The sequence below is a fragment of the Enterobacter sp. UCD-UG_FMILLET genome (genome assembly GCF_000762975.1).
Taxonomy (GTDB): domain Bacteria; phylum Pseudomonadota; class Gammaproteobacteria; order Enterobacterales; family Enterobacteriaceae; genus Enterobacter; species Enterobacter dykesii.
The window spans coordinates 516,877-536,204 of the sequence record NZ_JRJC01000036.1; the positions used below are offsets into that span (position 1 = coordinate 516,877).

A 19,328-nucleotide genomic window follows, 5' to 3' on the forward strand; every position below is an offset into this window, starting at 1 on the left:
ACCCCGTCCCTCTCCCACGGTGAGAGGGTTGAAAAGCGAAAAGAAAAGGCCCTTGCGGGCCTTTTTTATATTCTGGTTTTTCTCACGCGATCCGCGTAAATCGACAACGTCTGCTTCAGCACGTCCAGCGTCACCGGTTTCGACAGACAGCTGTCCATGCCTGACTCCAGACAACGCTGTTTCTCTTCCGCCAGCGCGTTCGCCGTTACGCCCACTACCGGCAGCGTCAGGCCAAGCTGACGGATGCGCTGCGTCAGACGGTAGCCGTCCATGTTTGGCATGTTGACGTCGCTAAGCACGATATCAATATGATTTTTACTCAGCACATTCAGCGCATCCACGCCGTCATTGGCGGTTTTGCACTGGTAGCCCAGCGATCCAAGCTGGTCAGCCAGCAGGCGACGGTTAATCGGATGGTCATCCACCACCAGAATCATCATATCGTCATTCACCGACGCCAGAGACTCCGGTGACGGCAATCCGCCCGCGCCGTCGCGCTCTTCCAGCTCCACTTTGTAGATGCGCGCCAGCAGGCTCAACAGCTCGTGCGGCGTTGCGACGCTGTGTACCCATTCACCAGGCGCGCGCTCGACAGGAATGCCGATGTGGCGACGGCAGAAGAGCACCGACCCTCTCCCCTGCCACGGCTGCTCCGGCATCTCGTCGGCGATCAGCACATCGTCCACGTCCGGCGTTTGGCCTTCATAGCGGCACACCCTGACGCCGCTGTGGGCAAGCAGCGCCGTCAGGTAATCATTCAGCGAGGCGTTATGCACCGCCAGCCAGCAGCGCTTGTCGCTCAGCCCGTCCACCGTCGCTTTTGCCGGATACTGCGCCGAATAGAGCGGAATACGGATGGTGAACTGGCTGCCCATGCCGGGCTCGGTATCCACGGAAATATCACCGTCCATCATGCTGACGAGCTTCTCACAAATCGCCAGCCCCAGTCCGGTGCCCTGGAAGTTACGCTGCACGCCGGTCCCGACCTGGAAGAACGGGTCGAACAGGCGGACCACTTCCTTCGCCGGGATGCCGACGCCCGTGTCGCGCACGCGAATGCTCAGGTAATCCCCCGCCCGGCAGACGTGCAACACGATACAGCCGGTATCGGTGAATTTAATGGCGTTGCTGAGCAGGTTAGAAATGACCTGCTGCAGGCGCATCGGATCGCCGTGCAGCGTCAGCGGCACGTCCGGTTCAATAAAGCAGTAGAGCCCCAGCTGTTTACGCACCACCAGCGGCAGATAGTTGGCGCTGATATGGTTCATCACCTCGCGAGGCGAGAACTCCCGCGGTTCGATTTTCAGCTGCTCAGACTCGATTTTAGAGAAGTCGAGAATATCGCTGATGATCTTCAGCAACAGGCTGGAAGAGTTGTTCATCGCCGTCACCAGCCGGTCGACGCCTTTCGGCAACTCTTTGGTCTGCAGCAGGTCGAGGTTACCGATAATCCCGTACAGCGGCGTACGCAGCTCGTGGCTGACGGTGGCAAGGAACATAGATTTCGACTGGCTGGCCTGCTCCGCGGCCTGCGCCATCTCCTGCAACGACTCTTCCATCTTCACGCGCGCGGAGACATCCACCAGCACGCAAATCGCCACGTTTTCATTGCGATAGCGGGAATGCACAAAGCTGATCTGCAGGTTGGTGTGCGTGCTGGTGAGCACGTCGACAAAGTTAACCTGCTGACCGCAGATAATTTGCGTCAGCCTCTGTCGGTCTTCGTGCGTCAGCATGTTCAGGTAGTTATGCGCCAGCTCGTTACTCAGGATGTTGGTTCCGTCCTGGGTACGCAGAATGCAGATCCCCACCGGCGCCGAGGCAACAATCTTCCGGTTAAACTGCTCGTGTTCCTCCAGCCGCTGGGCGTCGCTTTCGGCCGGAATAAAGATTTTCCGCTCATACATGCGCGCCAGGGTGAAAAGCGCCCCACCCGCGATCAGGTTCAGCAGAATGGCATTCATGATGAGAATGCGTATCCGCTCAAGCACCATATCCACCGGCAGCGAATAGACAATACTCAGCGACGAAGGCGGCAGGCTCTTCTTCAGCACCAGCTCGCGGAAGCCCGAGGTATAGCCAAACCACGACCGCTCCTGCATCCAGTGCGGTTCGACGTTTAACCGGTTATCCGGCCCGGCGAGTGAGATCAGCTGATGACCGTTCTCATCCAGAATGGTCACCCCCATTGGCAGGCTACCCGGGGTGAAGAAGTTTTCCATGCGAATGGTCTGCTCAATCCCCAGCAGCGCCTGCAGGCGATTGCCCAGATACACCGGCGTCAGGGCATAGAAATAGCCAACGCCCGGGCGCGGGCCCTGGCTAACCCAGAAGATGTTATTCCCGCGCTCGTCCTGCGGCGCATTGCGGTATTTCACAATTCGTTCATGCAGGCTTTTCAGCGCATCGTCACGCTCAACGGGCACGTCGCGCAGGCCAAAATCAGCCATGCAGAGATTTTCACTGCCAATCAGGAAGACGCGGTTCAGGTCATAGGCGGCGGAGAAATTATCGCGCCAGTAGCGCATAAACCAGGCAAGGGATTCCAGCGACCCGCGCCAGGTATTGCTCATGGTGGAGCAATCGGAGTCCGGGAACAGCGGCTGGAAGTCCGGGACTTCGGTTTTGTCGTTGCGTCCGCGAAGCGCAAGGATGCCGTTTTCCGCCGTCAGACGATTTTCGGCAATATACTTCAGCTCCTTCATCACGTCAGACGTTCGCTGAATATAGCGCTGGGCCTGGTCGGAGCTTAAGTTAAACTCCTGGCGAATCTCCGCTTCTTTCTGGTGTAGCGCGTTAACGATGTAAAACACCGAGAACAAGGCCACCAGCAGCCAAAGCAAGAGCGCCAGCGCCCGAAACAGGTAGCGAGAAACTTTCAGCGTAGTACGAAAGGAGACGAGGTATTTCAAGGGGGCGAGGCTCCGCCGTCGGGGTCAAAAGAATGTGGTTAAGGTAGCGGTAAACGCGCCAGGTCGCAACGTTGACTTGTCTGCTTGTGCAAAAGAAAAGGGCCGGAATCCGGCCCTTTTTTGCATCAGGAGACATTACTCGTCAGCGTCATCCGCTACGTCATCGTCGGTGTCGGCTTCCGGCGCGATATCATCATCGCCTTCCGCAACGCTACCGTCGATGGAATCGAGCTCTTCGTCATCCACCGGCTCAGCAACGCGCTGCAGACCCACCACGTTTTCATCTTCCGCTGTACGGATGAGGATCACGCCCTGGGTGTTACGCCCCACCACGCTGATCTCAGACACGCGGGTACGCACCAGCGTACCGGCATCGGTGATCATCATGATCTGGTCGGCATCGTCTACCTGTACCGCGCCCACAACGGAACCGTTGCGCTCGGTCACTTTGATAGAGATAACGCCCTGCGTGCCGCGAGACTTGGTTGGGTATTCCCCTTCCGCCGTACGTTTACCGTAACCATTCTGCGTCACGGTCAGGATAGCCCCTTCACCGCGCGGAATAATCAGAGAAACAACGCTGTCTTCGCCAGCCAGTTTGATACCACGAACGCCCGTCGCGGTACGGCCCATTGCACGAACGGCGTTCTCTTTAAAGCGCACCACTTTACCGGCCGCAGAGAACAGCATCACTTCATCAGAACCGGAGGTCAGATCCACGCCAATCAGCTCGTCGCCTTCGTTCAGGTTCACGGCGATAATACCGGCAGAACGCGGACGGCTGAATTCGGTCAGCGCGGTTTTCTTCACGGTACCGCTAGCGGTCGCCATAAAGACGTTCACGCCCTCTTCGTACTCGCGTACCGGCAGGATAGCGGTGATACGTTCATTCGCTTCCAGCGGCAGCAGGTTAACGATTGGACGGCCACGCGCGCCGCGGCTCGCTTCCGGCAGCTGATAGACCTTCATCCAGTACAGACGACCGCGGCTGGAGAAGCAGAGGATCGTGTCATGGGTGTTCGCCACCAGCAGGCGGTCAATAAAGTCTTCTTCTTTAATACGTGCCGCAGATTTGCCTTTACCGCCACGACGCTGTGCTTCGTAGTCGGTCAGCGGCTGATACTTCACATAGCCCTGGTGAGACAGGGTGACCACCACGTCTTCGCGGTTGATCAGATCTTCAATGTTAATATCAGAACTGTTCGCGGTGATTTCGGTGCGGCGAGCATCGCCGAACTGATCGCGGACCAGCTCCAGCTCTTCGCGGATCACTTCCATCAGACGCTCTGCGCTGCCCAGGATATGCAGCAGTTCAGCAATCTGTTCCAGCAGCTCTTTGTATTCGTCGAGCAGTTTTTCGTGCTCAAGGCCGGTCAGTTTCTGCAGACGCAGATCCAGAATCGCCTGAGCCTGCTGTTCAGTCAGGTAATACTGACCGTCACGCACGCCGAATTCAGGTTCCAGCCACTCAGGACGCGCTGCGTCATCCCCCGCACGTTCCAGCATCGCGGCGACGTTACCCAGATCCCACGGACGGGAAATCAGGGCGGCTTTCGCCTCCGCCGGGGTTGGCGCACGACGGATCAGTTCGATGATCGGGTCGATATTGGCCAGCGCAACCGCCAGCGCTTCAAGGATGTGCGCACGGTCGCGCGCTTTGCGCAGTTCGAAGATGGTACGGCGGGTCACCACTTCACGGCGGTGACGCACGAACGCGCTCAGGATCTCTTTCAGGTTCATGATCTTCGGCTGACCATGGTGCAGCGCAACCATGTTGATACCGAAGGAGACCTGAAGCTGAGTCTGGGAGTACAGGTTGTTCAGCACAACCTCACCCACCGCGTCGCGTTTGATCTCAATCACGATGCGCATACCGTCTTTGTCAGACTCGTCACGCAGCGCGCTGATGCCTTCAACACGTTTTTCTTTTACCAGCTCGGCGATTTTTTCAATCAGACGGGCTTTGTTCACCTGATACGGGATCTCGTGAACAATGATGGTCTCACGGCCGGTTTTGGCGTCCGCTTCCACTTCGGCGCGGGCACGGATGTAAATCTTGCCGCGGCCGGTGCGGTACGCTTCTTCAATACCGCGACGACCGTTGATGATCGCCGCCGTTGGGAAGTCCGGACCCGGGATGTGTTCCATCAGCCCTTCAATGCTGATGTCTTCATCGTCGATATAGGCCAGGCAGCCGTTGATCACCTCGGTGATATTGTGCGGCGGAATGTTGGTTGCCATACCGACCGCGATACCGGACGAACCGTTAACCAACAGGTTCGGGATCTTGGTTGGCATCACATCTGGGATGCGCTCGGTGCCGTCGTAGTTATCGACGAAATCAACGGTCTCTTTTTCCAGGTCGGCCATCAGCTCATGAGCGATTTTCGACATACGGATTTCCGTATAACGCATCGCCGCAGCGGAGTCGCCGTCGACAGAACCAAAGTTACCCTGACCATCTACCAGCATGTAGCGCAAGGAGAATGGCTGCGCCATACGAACGATGGTGTCATAAACGGCGGTATCACCATGCGGGTGATATTTACCGATGACGTCACCGACGACGCGGGCAGATTTTTTATAGGCTTTATTCCAGTCATTGCCCAATACGTTCATGGCGTATAGTACGCGACGGTGTACCGGCTTAAGGCCATCGCGGACGTCCGGCAGCGCACGGCCAACAATGACCGACATCGCATAGTCCAGATAGGAGCTCTTTAGCTCTTCCTCGATGTTAACCGGTGTAATTTCTCTCGCAAGGTCGCTCATCTAACCGCTATCCCTCTACTGTATCCCGGATTCAAAGGTCGCAAATTATAACACAGCCGAGGTGATTGAGGTAAACCTATACGCTTTATTCACGGGGATTGCCTGATATACTCCTTTGTCTTGCTAAATAAGGAGTAAAAGCGCCTATGAATGCCGAAAAATCCCCGGTGGCTCACAACGTTGACCACGAAGAGATTGCCAAATTTGAAGCGGTGGCGTCCCGCTGGTGGGATCTCGAAGGTGAGTTCAAACCGCTGCATCGCATTAACCCGCTGCGTCTGGGCTATATCGCGGAGCGTTCCGGCGGTCTGTTCGGTAAGAAAGTGCTCGACGTCGGCTGCGGCGGCGGCATCCTGGCTGAGAGCATGGCGCGCGAAGGGGCGAATGTTACTGGCCTGGATATGGGCTTTGAACCGCTTCAGGTGGCCCGCCTTCACGCGCTGGAGTCCGGCATACAGGTGGAATACGTGCAGGAAACCGTGGAAGAGCACGCGGAAAAACACGCCCATCAGTACGATGTGGTGACCTGCATGGAGATGCTGGAGCACGTTCCCGATCCGCAGTCGGTGGTGCACGCCTGTGCAAAACTGGTGAAACCGGGCGGCCAGGTCTTCTTCTCAACCATCAACCGTAACGGTAAAGCCTGGCTGATGGCCGTCGTCGGCGCGGAGTATGTGCTGCGCATGGTGCCGAAAGGGACGCACGACGTGAAGAAATTCATCAAGCCTGCGGAGCTGTTAGGCTGGGTTGACCAGACGTGGCTCAAAGAGCAGCACATCACCGGCCTGCACTACAATCCGCTGACCAATAAATTCAAACTCGCACGGGGCGTTGATGTTAACTATATGTTGCATACAACCGCCAAAAACGACTAACGTCATTCCTTATTCTTATAAAGATTGCGCGACATCATGTTGCGCAATTCTGACCTCCCGTTGAAGAAATCAGCACTCGATCAAATTTTGAATTTTTTTTCTTAATTATTGACATGTCTTCCAGGCCTTACGGTACGAGGACTTAGCCTTTTTTACCCTTTCACAACCTCAATTTAACGCCAAAATCAACCCTTGTGCTGAAAAGATTCGATACTAGAATACTCACCATATAGCGTTTTTCTTATCGCAAACCCCCTACATGTAGTATTTATCCACAGAGTTAGTCACAAGGCGGATCTGTGGATAAACGGGGGATATTTTTTATTTCACGGACAGGTAAAACCCACATGAATCAGAGTCTGCTGGTGACAAAGCGCGACGGTACTACCGAGCGTATCAATCTGGACAAAATCCATCGAGTTCTCGACTGGGCAGCAGAAGGACTGAACAACGTATCTATCTCCCAGGTCGAACTGCGTTCCCACATTCAGTTCTACGACGGCATCAAAACGTCTGATATCCACGAAACAATCATTAAAGCAGCGGCAGACCTCATCTCCCGCGAAGCACCGGATTATCAGTACCTCGCTGCACGTCTGGCGATTTTCCACCTGCGTAAAAAAGCCTACGGCCAGTTTGAGCCGCCGAAGCTTTACGATCACGTGGTGAAAATGGTTGAGCTGGGTAAATACGACACGCATCTGCTGGAAGACTATACGGAAGAAGAGTTCGAGCAGATGAACGGGTTTATCGATCACTGGCGCGACATGAACTTCTCCTACGCGGCGGTGAAGCAGCTCGAAGGCAAATACCTGGTTCAGAACCGTGTAACCGGTGAGATCTACGAAAGCGCCCAGTTCCTCTATATTCTGGTGGCCGCCTGCCTGTTCTCTAACTACCCGCGTGACACCCGTCTGGAATACGTGAAGCGTTTCTACGATGCGGTATCCACGTTCAAGATTTCTCTGCCGACGCCAATTATGTCTGGCGTGCGTACCCCAACCCGTCAGTTCAGCTCCTGCGTACTGATCGAGTGTGGTGACAGCCTGGATTCCATCAACGCCACCTCCAGCGCCATCGTGAAATACGTCTCCCAGCGTGCCGGTATCGGCATCAACGCCGGTCGCATCCGTGCGCTGGGCAGCCCGATTCGCGGCGGTGAAGCGTTCCACACCGGCTGTATCCCGTTCTATAAACACTTCCAGACGGCAGTAAAATCCTGCTCTCAGGGCGGCGTGCGCGGCGGTGCTGCGACCCTGTTCTACCCGATGTGGCATCTGGAAGTGGAAAGCCTGCTGGTTCTGAAAAACAACCGCGGCGTGGAAGGCAACCGCGTGCGTCACATGGACTACGGCGTGCAGATCAACAAGCTGATGTACACCCGTTTGCTGAAGGGCGAAGACATCACCCTGTTCAGCCCGTCCGACGTTCCGGGCCTGTATGACGCGTTCTTTGCCGATCAGGACGAGTTCGAGCGTCTGTACACCAAATACGAAAAAGACGACAGCATCCGCAAGCAGCGCGTGAAGGCGGTAGACCTGTTCTCCCTGATGATGCAGGAACGTGCCTCTACCGGTCGTATCTACATCCAGAACGTGGACCACTGCAACACCCACAGCCCGTTTGATCCGGTGGTTGCGCCAGTGCGCCAGTCTAACCTGTGCCTGGAGATCGCCCTGCCAACCAAACCGCTGGAAGACGTGAACGACGAAAACGGCGAAATCGCGCTGTGTACGCTGTCCGCGTTCAACCTGGGCGCAATTAAGAGCCTGGATGAGCTGGAAGAGCTGGCCGTGCTCGCGGTTCGCGCGCTCGACGCTCTGCTGGACTACCAGGATTACCCAATCCCGGCCGCTAAACGCGGTGCGATGGGCCGCCGTACCCTGGGTATCGGCGTGATCAACTTCGCCTACTGGCTGGCGAAAAACGGCAAGCGTTACTCCGACGGCAGCGCTAATAACCTGACGCACCAGACGTTCGAAGCGATTCAGTACTACCTGATGAAGGCCTCTAACGAGCTGGCGAAAGAGCAAGGCGCGTGCCCGTGGTTCAACGAAACCACCTACGCGAAAGGCATTCTGCCGATCGACACCTACAAGAAAGACCTGGATGCGATCGTCAGCGAACCGCTGCACCTCGACTGGGAAGGTCTGCGCGAGTCCATCAAGACCCATGGCCTGCGCAACTCTACGCTCTCTGCCCTGATGCCGTCCGAGACCTCTTCGCAGATCTCTAACGCCACCAACGGTATTGAACCACCGCGCGGCCACGTCAGCATCAAAGCGTCGAAAGACGGCGTCCTGCGTCAGGTGGTACCGGATTACGAAACGCTGGGTAATAACTACGAGCTGCTGTGGGAAATGCCAAACAACGACGGCTACCTGCAGCTGGTGGGTATCATGCAGAAGTTTATCGACCAGTCGATCTCTGCCAATACCAACTATGACCCGACGCGCTTCCCGTCCGGCAAGGTACCGATGCAGCAGCTGTTGAAAGACCTGCTCACCGCCTACAAATTTGGCGTGAAAACGCTGTACTATCACAACACCCGTGATGGTGCGGAAGACGCGCAGGACGACCTGGTACCGTCAATTCAGGACGATGGCTGCGAAAGCGGCGCATGTAAGATCTAATGAAGGGCGGGGATATCCCCGCCTTTATTTCGTAAGACAGGACACACTCATGGCATATACCACCTTTTCACAGACGAAAAACGACCAGCTCAAAGAGCCGATGTTCTTCGGCCAGCCGGTCAACGTGGCACGCTACGATCAGCAAAAATATGACATCTTCGAAAAGCTGATTGAAAAGCAACTCTCCTTCTTCTGGCGCCCGGAAGAAGTGGACGTCTCCCGCGACCGTATTGATTACCAGTCGCTGCCGGATCACGAAAAACATATCTTCATCAGCAACCTGAAGTACCAGACGCTGCTGGACTCCATTCAGGGCCGTAGCCCGAACGTGGCGCTGCTGCCGCTGATCTCCATTCCGGAGCTGGAAACCTGGGTGGAAACCTGGGCGTTCTCCGAGACAATCCACTCCCGCTCTTACACCCACATCATCCGCAACATCGTGAACGATCCGGCGGTGGTGTTTGACGATATCGTCACCAACGAGCAGATCCAGAAGCGCGCGGAAGGCATTGCCCACTACTACGACGAGCTGATCGAAATGACCAGCTACTGGCACCTGCTGGGCGAAGGTACGCACAACGTGAACGGTAAAACCGTTACCGTGAACCTGCGCGCGCTGAAAAAACAGCTGTACCTGTGCCTGATGAGCGTCAATGCCCTGGAAGCGATCCGTTTCTACGTGAGCTTTGCCTGCTCCTTCGCCTTTGCCGAGCGCAAGCTGATGGAAGGCAACGCCAAAATCATCCGTCTCATCGCTCGTGATGAAGCCCTGCACCTGACCGGTACCCAGCACATGCTGAACCTGCTGCGCAGCGGTATGGACGATCCGGAGATGGCGGAAATCGCCGAAGAGTGCAAGCAGGAGTGCTACGACCTGTTCGTGCTGGCGGCTCAGCAGGAGAAAGAGTGGGCAGACTACCTGTTCCGCGACGGCTCCATGATTGGCCTGAACAAAGACATCCTGTGCCAGTACGTTGAGTACATCACCAACATCCGCATGCAGGCTGTCGGTCTTGACCTGCCGTTCCAGACGCGCTCTAACCCGATTCCGTGGATCAACACCTGGCTGGTGTCCGATAACGTGCAGGTTGCGCCGCAGGAAGTTGAAGTCAGCTCTTATCTGGTCGGTCAGATTGATTCTGAAGTCAACACCGACGACCTGAGCAACTTCCAGCTCTGATGTCACGCGTCACGTTAAGTCTTTCCGGCACTGAGGTGCTGTGTCGGGAGGAACACCCTTCTCTGCTGGTGGCGCTTGAGGCGCATCAGGTAGAAGTAGAGTACCAGTGTCGTTCCGGCTACTGCGGCTCCTGCCGCTGCCGTCTGGTCGCAGGCCAGGTAGATTGGCTGACCGAGCCGCTGGCCTTTATCAACGAAGGGGAAATTTTGCCCTGCTGCTGCCGGGCAAAAGGCGATATTGAGATCGAGATGTAAAAAAGGGCCTTCCGGCCCTTTTTCTATTTTAAGAACGTCACCGCTTTATCCGGGAAATCGGTAAACAGCCCGTCCACGCCCGCCTGGTTATACAACACCTCATAAAGCTGATTCACATCCGTGGCATATGGCGGCAGCTGGTCTGCACGCACCGTATACGGGTGGACCTGCATCCTGCTGGCGTGCGCCTCTTTCACCATCGCCGTCAGCTTCACGTGACCCGGGGAGGAGCCTTCCGCCACAAGCATGTGGTAATCCGGCCCGATGCCGTCGGCGTACTGCGCAATCTGCTTCATCGCACCCGGCTTAAACATCCAGTCGTAGTTATAGTTCACCCACTTGCCGTCCGGCTGTTTCTCCTGGGTTTCATTCCAGTCGGTATAGGCAATCAGCTGCACCAGATTGAGGTTCATCCCCATTTTCGGCTCCAGCTCGGTTTTGATGCGCTTCAGCTCGGCGGCATCAAAGCACTGGAGGTAAACTTTGTCCTGCTTGCTGGTGTAGCCGTACTGTTTCAGCACCTCCAGCGTTTTCGCGGCGATGTCTTTCCCTTCCTGATGGTGGAACCACGGCGCTTTGATTTCCGGGTAGATACCGATATTTTTACCGGTTGAATGATTCAACCCCTGAACAAACTCAATCTCTTCCTGGAAGGTATGGATCCGGAAGTCAGATTTGCCCATCGGGAAACGTCCCGGATAGACCTGCACCTTCTTGCCGTTTTCAATCTCAAAGCCTTCGGTAAACTTCAGAGAGCGGATCTCCGCCAGCGTGAAGTCGATGGCGTAGAAACGACCATCTTTGCGCGCGCGGTCCGGGAAACGCTCCGCCACATCCGTCACGCGGTCCAGATAGTGATCGTGCAGGACCACCAGCTGGTCGTCCTTCGTCATCACCAGATCCTGCTCCAGATAATCCGCGCCCTGGGCATAGGCCATCGCCTTCGCCGGGAGCGTATGCTCCGGCAGATAGCCGCTCGCGCCGCGGTGGGCGATCACGATTTTATCCGCCGCCAGCGCAGAGCCTGTCATCAGGCCCGCCAGCAGCAGGCCGGTTGTTACGTAAGATAATTTCATCGCAATACTCCTTATTGACGACGCGCCAGCACTTCCGCATGGTGACGTTTCTCACCGATCATGACCACAATGAGCAGCAGTACCGCCAGCACGCTGCCGCCGATCATCACCATAAAGCCGCCGTCCCAGCCGAAGAAGTCAACGGTGTAGCCCACGATGGCGCTCGCCGCGACCGAACCGCCCAGATAGCCGAACAGACCGGTAAAGCCTGCCGCCGTGCCCGCCGCTTTTTTCGGCGCCAGTTCCAGCGCGTGCAGGCCAATCAGCATCACCGGACCGTAGATCAGGAAGCCAATAACAATCATGCAGGCCATATCTACTGATGGGTTGCCCGGCGGGTTGAGCCAGTACACCACGGTCGCGATGGTCACCAGGGTCATAAAGAACACGCCCGTCGCGCCGCGGTTGCCTTTAAACACCTTATCTGACATCCAGCCGCAAAGCAGCGTGCCCGGGATCCCGGCATATTCATACAGGAAATAGGCCCAGGAGGACTTATCCAGCGCGAAGTGCTTCACCTCTTTCAGGTAGGTTGGCGACCAGTCGAGGATGCCGTAGCGCAGCAGATAAACGAACACGTTCGCCACCGCGATGTACCACAGCAGCTTGTTCGGCAGGACGTACTTCATGAAGATCTGTTTTGCGGTCAGCTCTTCTTCGTGCTCCTTGCTGTAATCATCCGGATAGTCGTTTTTGTACTCTTCAATCGGCGGCAGGCCGCAGGACTGCGGCGTATCGCGCATCAGCGCGAAGGCAATAATCGCCACCAGAATGGCGCCAAAGGCAGGCATATAGAGCGCCGCATGCCAGTCGTTGAACCAGGCCATCCCCAGCAGGAACAGCAGAGGCGGAATACCACCACCGACGTTATGCGCGCAGTTCCACACCGACACGATGCCGCCGCGCTCTTTTTGCGACCACCAGTGAACCATGGTGCGTCCGCACGGCGGCCACCCCATCCCCTGGAACCAGCCGCAGAGGAACAGCAGGACGAACATGACGGCGATGCTGGAGGTTGCCCACGGCACAAAGCCCATGAACAGCATGACCGCGGCCGCCAGGATCAGGCCGGCGGGCAGGAACACCCGCGGATTCGAGCGATCCGATACCGACCCCATGATGAATTTGGAAAAACCGTAGGCGATTGAGATCCCCGACAGCGCGAACCCCAGATCGCCGCGGGAGAAGCCCTGCTCCACCAGATACGGCATCGCGAGCGCGAAGTTTTTACGTACAAGGTAGTACGCCGCGTACCCGAAGAAGATCCCCAGGAAAATTTGCCAGCGCAGACGGCGGTATAGCGGATCAATTTCTGCCTCTGGCAGACGCGCCCTGTGCGGCGCAGGTTTGAAGATACTGAGCATAACAGCCTCCGTGGCCTTGAATTGAATGGGCAGGTGGCTCGCACCTGAATTCCAGAGGCGGGGATGTTAAGAAATCACGGTGATTGTTACTGTGAATCAACGCACAGATTGTTACAGAAATATGACAGAATGCGCAAAAAAGCGCATGAAATCACGTTTCACTTTCGAATTTCGCGCGTTTATGTTCGAAATCAAACAAACCACACTATTGATATGGCTAAATGATAGAAAAACGAACATAGAGGGTAAACAATGACCATTCACGATCCTCGCTACAGCGATGTGATAATCATTGGCGGTGGCGCAACCGGCGCCGGGATCGCACGCGACTGCGCCCTTCGCGGCTTAAGCGTCACGCTGCTGGAGCGCCACGATATCGCCACGGGCGCAACCGGGCGTAACCATGGCCTGCTGCACAGCGGCGCGCGGTATGCGGTTACCGACGGTGAATCCGCACGCGAATGTATTGCTGAAAACCAGATCCTCAAGCGTATCGCCCGCCACTGCATTGAGCCGACCGACGGCCTCTTTATTACTCTTCCCGAAGATGACCTCACCTTTCAGGACACCTTTATTACCGCCTGCACTGCGGCAGGCATTCAGGCTGAGGCCATGGACCCGACGCTGGCGCGACGGCTGGAACCGTCTGTTAACCCGGCGATTATCGGCGCGGTGAAAGTGCCTGACGGCACCGTTGATCCCTTCCGCCTGACCGCCGCCAATATGCTGGACGCCCGCGAGCATGGCGCACGCATTCTGACCGGGCACGAAGTGACCGGGCTTATCCGTGAAGGTCATCGTATCTGCGGCGTGCGGATCCTTGATACGCAATATAACGAACACAGCGAGCTGTATGCCGCCGTGGTGGTCAACGCGGCGGGGATCTGGGGGCAGCGCATCGCGGAATACGCGGACCTGTCGGTGCGCATGTTCCCGGCGAAAGGCTCGCTGCTAATCCTCGACCACCGCATCAATAACCACGTGATTAACCGCTGCCGCAAACCGTCTGATGCCGATATCCTGGTACCGGGCGACACCATTTCGTTAATCGGTACCACCTCAACCCACGTCGACTACAGCGAGATTGACTACAACCGCGTGACCGCCGAAGAAGTCGACGTCCTGCTGCGCGAAGGGGAAAAACTGGCCCCGGTGATGGCCCAGACGCGTATTCTGCGCGCCTACGCGGGTGTGCGTCCGCTGGTTGCCAGCGACAACGACCCGAGCGGGCGTAACGTCAGCCGGGGCATCGTGCTGCTCGATCACGCCGAGCGCGACGGTATGGACGGGTTTATCACCATCACCGGCGGCAAGCTGATGACCTACCGCCTGATGGCCGAGTGGGCGACCGACGCCGTCTGCCGCAAGCTGGGCAATACCGAACGATGCGTGACGGCAGAACAAGCTCTGCCCGGCTCACGTCAGTCCACCGAAAAAACGCTGCAAAAAATCATCTCCCTGCCCGCGCCGCTGCGCGGATCCGCGGTATACCGCCACGGCGACAGAACGCCACCGTGGCTTGGTGAAGGAAGATTGAGCCGCAGCCTGGTGTGCGAGTGCGAAGCCGTGACGGCCGGTGAGGTGCAGTACGCGGTGGAGAACCTGACGGTCAACAGCCTGCTCGATCTCCGCCGCCGCACCCGCGTCGGAATGGGGACCTGTCAGGGCGAGCTGTGCGCCTGTCGTGCCGCCGGGTTGCTGCAGCGTTTTCATACCACCACCGCCACCCAGTCGCTCGATCAGCTCAGCGCGTTTTTAAACGAGCGCTGGAAAGGCATTCAGCCTGTCGCCTGGGGCGATGCCCTGCGCGAAAGCGAGTTTACCCGCTGGGTCTACCAGGGGCTTTGCGGTCTGGAGAAGGAGCAACACGATGAAATTTGATACCGTGATTGTCGGCGGCGGGCTGGCTGGCTTGCTCTGCGGCATCAGGCTCACGAAGCAGGGACTGCGCTGCGCCATTATCACCCGGGGGCAGAGCGCCCTGCACTTCTCGTCGGGCTCTCTGGATCTGGTGGACGAAGCGTACCGCGATAAGCTCCCGCCGGAGCACCCGTATCACCTGATTGGCGCCCAGCATATTGACCGCTTTGCGCTGGAAACCGAAGCGCTGCTGGCGGAGTGCGGCGCGCGTCTGCAGGGCAGCGCCAGGTTCAATCACCAGCGCGTTACGCCGCTCGGCACCCTGCGCTCTGCCTGGCTCAGCCCGGAAGAAGTGCCCGTTGCTCCCTTCAACGCCGCACGCGTGCGGGTCGTGGGTATTAGCGGCTTTCTGGATTTTCAGCCCCATCTCGCGGCGGCGTCGCTTTGTCGCCAGGGCGTCAATGCCGAAACGGCAGAAATTGAGCTGCCTGAGCTGGATGTCCTGCGCGACAACCCGAGCGAGTTTCGCGCGGTGAATATCGCCCGTTTTCTGGATAACGAGGACAAATGGCCGCTGCTGTATGACGCACTCAGGCCGCTCAGCGACAGCTGTGACGCCCTGCTAATGCCCGCCTGCTTTGGTTTACGCGACAACCGTCTCTGGCGCTGGCTCTCGGATCGTCTGCCCTGCACGCTCGGCCTCCTGCCAACCCTGCCCCCTTCCGTCCCCGGCATTCGCCTGCACACCCAGCTCCAGCGCCAGTTTGTTGCCCAGGGCGGCGTGTGGATGGCGGGGGATGAGGTGAAGAAAATTACGCTGGTGGACGGCGCGGTAAGCGAAATCTGGACGCGAAACCACGAGGATATTCCGCTTCGCGCCCGCTATACGGTGCTGGCAAGCGGCAGTTTCTTCAGCAACGGGCTGCTGAGCAGCCGGGAGGGCATCCGGGAAGCCATTATGGGGCTGGATGTTCGCCAGCGAGCCTCCCGCGCGGACTGGTATCAGAGTGATTTCTTCTCGCCGCAGCCCTGGCAGCAGTTCGGCGTGATTGTCGATAACCAGCTGCATCCGCAACTTTCTGGTAAGCCCGTCAGTAATCTTTTTGCAATCGGCTCGCTGCTGGGCGGTTACGATCCCATTGCCCAGGGATGCGGTGGCGGGGTCTGCGCCGTCACGGCGCTGTATGTGGCAGAGCAGATTAGCCAGCGCGCGGAGGCTGAACAATGAACGATACCCGTTTTGAAAGCTGCATTAAATGCACGGTGTGTACCACCGTCTGCCCGGTGAGCGGGGTGAACCCACGCTATCCCGGGCCAAAGCAGGCCGGGCCGGACGGCGAGCGTCTGCGCCTGAAGGACGGCAAGCTTTACGACGAGGCGCTGAAATACTGCATCAACTGCAAACGCTGCGAAGTCGCCTGCCCGTCGGATGTGAAAATCGGCGATATCATCCAGCGCGCCCGGGCGCGCTACAGCACGCAAAAGCCGACGCTGCGTGACGCTATTCTGAGCCACACAGATCTGATGGGCAGCGTCTCGACGCCCTTTGCCCCGCTGGTGAATGCCGCGACCTCTCTCAAACCGGTGCGCCAGCTGCTGGATGCGACGCTGAAGATAGACCATCACCGCAGCCTGCCGAAATATTCTCACGGCACCTTCCGCCGCTGGTACAAATCCGTCGCGGCGGAACAAGCGAAGTATGCCGACCAGGTGGCCTTTTTCCACGGCTGCTATGTGAATTACAACCACCCGCAGCTGGGTAAAGATCTGCTGAAGGTGCTAAACGCCATGGGAACAGGCGTTCAGTTACTGAACAAAGAGAAGTGCTGCGGCGTACCGCTGATCGCCAACGGGTTTACCGATAAAGCGCGCAGGCAGGCTCAGAGCAATGTCACGTCACTGCGCGAAGCGATTGTCGATAAAGGTATTCCGGTGCTGGCGACCTCGTCCACCTGTACCTTCACCCTGCGCGATGAGTACCCGCATCTGCTGGACGTGGATAATACCGGCCTGCGCGAGCACATCGAGCTGGCGACACGCTTCCTGTGGCGCAAACTGGATAGCGGGCAGACGTTGCCGCTGGGGACATTACCGTTGAAAGTGGTGTATCACACGCCGTGTCATATGGAGAAAATGGGCTGGTCGCTCTATACGCTTGAGCTGCTGCGGTTAATTCCGGGCCTGGAGCTGACGGTGCTGGATTCGCGCTGCTGCGGGATTGCGGGAACCTATGGCTTTAAGCGTGAAAACTACAAAACGTCGCAGGCGATCGGCGCCCCGCTGTTCCGTCAGATTGAAGAGAGCGGCGCGGATATCGTGGTAACGGACTGCGAAACCTGCAAGTGGCAGATTGAGATGTCCACCGGCAAGCGCTGCGAACATCCAATCAGCCTGCTGGCGAAGGCGCTGGGCTGAACAGTGCCGGGGTGAAAGGCCCCGGCACTGGGTTTACTCGATAAACAGCGACTCGACCACATGGATCCAGCCGTGCTCGCTGGCAACCTCTTTACCGTTCAGCCAACGGCGCAGCATGTTCAGCGCCATCATCGCGCAAACCTCCTGACGCACCGCCAGGCTGTGGCGGGTGATACTCATTTTTACCCGCAGGGCCCAGGTGCCTTCCGGCGTCGCCAGCGCGAAGTTAAGGTATTCCTCGTCCAGCCCGCCGACAAACAGCGCCAGACCGGCAAAATGCTTCACCCTTCTCTCGGACGCCCAGCGGGCGGTCTGCGCCAGAGTCTCCTGCTGGAACGGCACCACTTCGCTGGCGAGCAGCGGCGCGTTGACGCGCGACAGCTGCAGCGCGAGCAGGCCACCGGTGAACTGCTCGCTTAAGGTCACGCTCAGCTGACGCGACTGCAGATGCGTCGCAATCTGCGCCGGAAGCCCTTCCGTGCCTTCAAAGATCAGGCTTTCGCCCGCCACGCGCTGCACCTCGGGCCACAGGGCCAGCATCGCCTCTTTCTGCTCGGCCGGGCCTGTCAGCTTAAGTTCAATGATCGGCATGGAGGAGCGGTAGCCCATGGAGACGCCCGGCGGCAGCGGGAGAGGGTCAAGGCTCTGGGCCAGATCGCTTTCCGAGCGGCCAAAGGTGGTCAGACGCAGGCACAGCGGCGGTTCAGGCAGGGTAAAACGATCGCGAAGGCGCGGCAGGATCTGCTGCTCGACCATCACTTTAAATTCTGAGGGCACGCCCGGCGTGAAGAACATCAGGCAGCGGTTCAGCTGCATGGCAAACCCGCACGCGGTACCCACCGGGTTATCGACCAGCTCGGCGCTGGCGGGAATTTCAGCCTGTTTGCGGTTGCTGGGGGCCATGACGCGGCCACGTTCGGAGAAAAAGCGCTCCATCTGCGAGAGCCACGCCTCGTCCAGCACCAGCCCTTCGCCTTTTGCGGTCGCGGCGGCCAGCGCGCTGAGATCGTCACCGGTGGGGCCGAGTCCGCCATTCACAATCAGCACGTCGCAGCGTTCGCTGCGCTCGCGCAGAATAGCGACCAGCGACTCAAGATTGTCGCCCACCGTATTGCGGCGCGTTAACGGTAATCCTTGCTCAAAGAAAAGATCGGCAAGCCAGGCAGCATTGGTATCAATAATTTGTCCATGCAGCACTTCGTCGCCGGTGGATAACATCTCCACGTTAATCATTATGTTCTCCCGCTTATTTGGTCAAAACACTATAGCGCAAACGCGGGGTGGAGAAGAGAGAAACTGGCGCGACAGAACGCCGCGCCGGAGTGATTAGAAGCCTGCGCTGACGCCCACGTACGGGCCGTCGGCCAACGCGTTGTCGCGGTTTCCGTCTTTACCGGCCAGGTTCAGATAGCGATAGCCCGCTTCGATGGTAATTGGACGCATGATGGTCCAGCGCGCGCCGGCGTTGGCCTCTTCATAGCTTTCGATACCGCTTGAGAGGGAATCCGGCGAATAGTAGTACTCACCAAACAGGCCGAAGCTGTCGCCAATTTTCCACTGCAGGCCGCCGCCCACTGCCGCCGCGTACCCTTCGTCACCGTCATTTGGGTTGGTGTAGATACCTTTACCGCCGACGGTGGCCAGGAACGGGCCAAGAGGAACGTTCAGACCCAGGCCGAGGCTTGCCGCGTCACCGTCGTCATCGTTATGCGTCCAGCCGCCAGTCATCGCCAGACCGGATGTCTCGGTACCCATGCCAAAACCCAGATGGGTATAATCCTGACCCGCCGAGCCGTTAATGCTGATGGCGTTCGCCGCCGCAGATACAACCATCAGGCCGAAGCCCACTAATGCCACTTTTTTCATTGTCGTGATCCCACACAATTATTATAAAGAAGTCCCAAAACCGCGAGATTTTAACCGGAGTCTCCCGGGGATCAAGCACTCTGCGTGCGGCAGGTCAGTAGATTGTAATTATTTGAAACGG

The 19,328-nt window shown here is 57.7% G+C and carries 13 protein-coding genes; 7 read left to right on the forward strand and 6 right to left on the reverse strand.

Going from position 1 to position 19,328, the window contains the following annotated elements:
* Positions 1–65 precede the first annotated feature (65 nt).
* Both rcsC and gyrA read right to left on the reverse strand, forming a co-directional pair.
* Positions 66–2,912: a two-component system sensor histidine kinase RcsC gene (gene rcsC, locus LA04_RS17445; RefSeq protein WP_047652548.1), complete on the reverse strand. Its 2,847-nt coding sequence runs from the start codon at positions 2,910–2,912 to the stop codon at positions 66–68.
* Between the two features lie 135 nt (positions 2,913–3,047).
* On the reverse strand, positions 3,048–5,684 hold the full coding sequence (gene gyrA / locus LA04_RS17450; RefSeq protein ID WP_039263204.1) for a DNA topoisomerase (ATP-hydrolyzing) subunit A: 2,637 nt from the start codon (positions 5,682–5,684) through the stop codon (positions 3,048–3,050).
* 146 nt (positions 5,685–5,830) lie between these two features.
* On the opposite strand from gyrA, the gene ubiG reads away from it, so the two are divergent.
* From ubiG to yfaE, 4 genes are all read left to right on the forward strand, one after another.
* The gene (ubiG, locus tag LA04_RS17455; protein ID WP_047652549.1) at positions 5,831–6,559 is read left to right on the forward strand and encodes a bifunctional 2-polyprenyl-6-hydroxyphenol methylase/3-demethylubiquinol 3-O-methyltransferase UbiG; all 729 of its coding nucleotides are present in this window, start codon (positions 5,831–5,833) and stop codon (positions 6,557–6,559) included.
* Between the two features lie 347 nt (positions 6,560–6,906).
* Positions 6,907–9,192, forward strand: a complete 2,286-nt coding sequence (gene nrdA / locus LA04_RS17460; protein ID WP_045402753.1) for a class 1a ribonucleoside-diphosphate reductase subunit alpha — start codon at positions 6,907–6,909, stop codon at positions 9,190–9,192.
* 49 nt (positions 9,193–9,241) lie between these two features.
* Positions 9,242–10,372: a class Ia ribonucleoside-diphosphate reductase subunit beta gene (nrdB, locus tag LA04_RS17465; protein ID WP_047652550.1), complete on the forward strand. Its 1,131-nt coding sequence runs from the start codon at positions 9,242–9,244 to the stop codon at positions 10,370–10,372.
* Positions 10,372–10,626 carry a class I ribonucleotide reductase maintenance protein YfaE gene (gene yfaE, locus LA04_RS17470; RefSeq protein WP_008500234.1) on the forward strand — a complete coding sequence of 85 codons (255 nt, stop codon included), beginning with the start codon at positions 10,372–10,374 and terminating at the stop codon, positions 10,624–10,626. Before nrdB ends, yfaE begins: the two co-directional genes overlap by 1 nt.
* 23 nt (positions 10,627–10,649) lie before the next feature.
* Here yfaE and glpQ read toward each other — a convergent pair whose 3' ends face one another.
* Both glpQ and glpT read right to left on the reverse strand, forming a co-directional pair.
* Positions 10,650–11,702 carry a glycerophosphodiester phosphodiesterase gene (gene glpQ / locus LA04_RS17475; RefSeq protein WP_047652551.1) on the reverse strand — a complete coding sequence of 351 codons (1,053 nt, stop codon included), beginning with the start codon at positions 11,700–11,702 and terminating at the stop codon, positions 10,650–10,652.
* An 11-nt stretch (positions 11,703–11,713) separates the two neighbouring features.
* Positions 11,714–13,066 (reverse strand): glycerol-3-phosphate transporter, encoded by a 1,353-nt coding sequence (glpT, locus tag LA04_RS17480; RefSeq protein ID WP_047652552.1) that lies wholly within the window; start codon positions 13,064–13,066, stop codon positions 11,714–11,716.
* Positions 13,067–13,318: 252 nt separating this feature from the next.
* Between glpT and glpA the strand changes: the two genes are divergently transcribed.
* The 3 genes from glpA to glpC are packed head-to-tail and all read left to right on the forward strand — an operon-like array spanning position 13,319 to position 17,341.
* Positions 13,319–14,947 carry an anaerobic glycerol-3-phosphate dehydrogenase subunit A gene (gene glpA, locus LA04_RS17485; RefSeq protein ID WP_047652553.1) on the forward strand — a complete coding sequence of 543 codons (1,629 nt, stop codon included), beginning with the start codon at positions 13,319–13,321 and terminating at the stop codon, positions 14,945–14,947.
* On the forward strand, positions 14,937–16,154 hold the full coding sequence (gene glpB, locus LA04_RS17490; RefSeq protein ID WP_047652554.1) for a glycerol-3-phosphate dehydrogenase subunit GlpB: 1,218 nt from the start codon (positions 14,937–14,939) through the stop codon (positions 16,152–16,154). The genes glpA and glpB overlap by 11 nt, the downstream gene beginning before the upstream one ends.
* Positions 16,151–17,341, forward strand: a complete 1,191-nt coding sequence (glpC, locus tag LA04_RS17495) for an anaerobic glycerol-3-phosphate dehydrogenase subunit GlpC (protein ID WP_047652555.1) — start codon at positions 16,151–16,153, stop codon at positions 17,339–17,341. Before glpB ends, glpC begins: the two co-directional genes overlap by 4 nt.
* 33 nt (positions 17,342–17,374) lie before the next feature.
* Here glpC and LA04_RS17500 read toward each other — a convergent pair whose 3' ends face one another.
* Positions 17,375–18,574 (reverse strand): nicotinamide mononucleotide deamidase-related protein YfaY, encoded by a 1,200-nt coding sequence (locus LA04_RS17500; protein WP_047652556.1) that lies wholly within the window; start codon positions 18,572–18,574, stop codon positions 17,375–17,377.
* Positions 18,575–18,667: 93 nt separating this feature from the next.
* A complete protein-coding gene (locus LA04_RS17505) occupies positions 18,668–19,207 on the reverse strand; it encodes a YfaZ family outer membrane protein (protein WP_029740927.1) in 540 nt (179 codons plus the stop codon).
* Positions 19,208–19,328 lie beyond the last annotated feature (121 nt).

What these genes read in the sequence shown, in the direction of transcription:
- gyrA (WP_039263204.1), bottom strand. Translation starts at nt 5,684, where the DNA reads ATGAGCGACCTTGCGAGAGAAATTACACCGGTTAACATCGAGGAAGAG.
- ubiG (WP_047652549.1), top strand. Translation starts at nt 5,831, where the DNA reads ATGAATGCCGAAAAATCCCCGGTGGCTCACAACGTTGACCACGAAGAG.
- nrdA (WP_045402753.1), top strand. Translation starts at nt 6,907, where the DNA reads ATGAATCAGAGTCTGCTGGTGACAAAGCGCGACGGTACTACCGAGCGT.
- nrdB (WP_047652550.1), top strand. Translation starts at nt 9,242, where the DNA reads ATGGCATATACCACCTTTTCACAGACGAAAAACGACCAGCTCAAAGAG.
- yfaE (WP_008500234.1), top strand. Translation starts at nt 10,372, where the DNA reads ATGTCACGCGTCACGTTAAGTCTTTCCGGCACTGAGGTGCTGTGTCGG.
- glpQ (WP_047652551.1), bottom strand. Translation starts at nt 11,702, where the DNA reads ATGAAATTATCTTACGTAACAACCGGCCTGCTGCTGGCGGGCCTGATG.
- glpT (WP_047652552.1), bottom strand. Translation starts at nt 13,066, where the DNA reads ATGCTCAGTATCTTCAAACCTGCGCCGCACAGGGCGCGTCTGCCAGAG.
- glpA (WP_047652553.1), top strand. Translation starts at nt 13,319, where the DNA reads ATGACCATTCACGATCCTCGCTACAGCGATGTGATAATCATTGGCGGT.
- glpB (WP_047652554.1), top strand. Translation starts at nt 14,937, where the DNA reads ATGAAATTTGATACCGTGATTGTCGGCGGCGGGCTGGCTGGCTTGCTC.
- glpC (WP_047652555.1), top strand. Translation starts at nt 16,151, where the DNA reads ATGAACGATACCCGTTTTGAAAGCTGCATTAAATGCACGGTGTGTACC.
- LA04_RS17500 (WP_047652556.1), bottom strand. Translation starts at nt 18,574, where the DNA reads ATGATTAACGTGGAGATGTTATCCACCGGCGACGAAGTGCTGCATGGA.
- LA04_RS17505 (WP_029740927.1), bottom strand. Translation starts at nt 19,207, where the DNA reads ATGAAAAAAGTGGCATTAGTGGGCTTCGGCCTGATGGTTGTATCTGCG.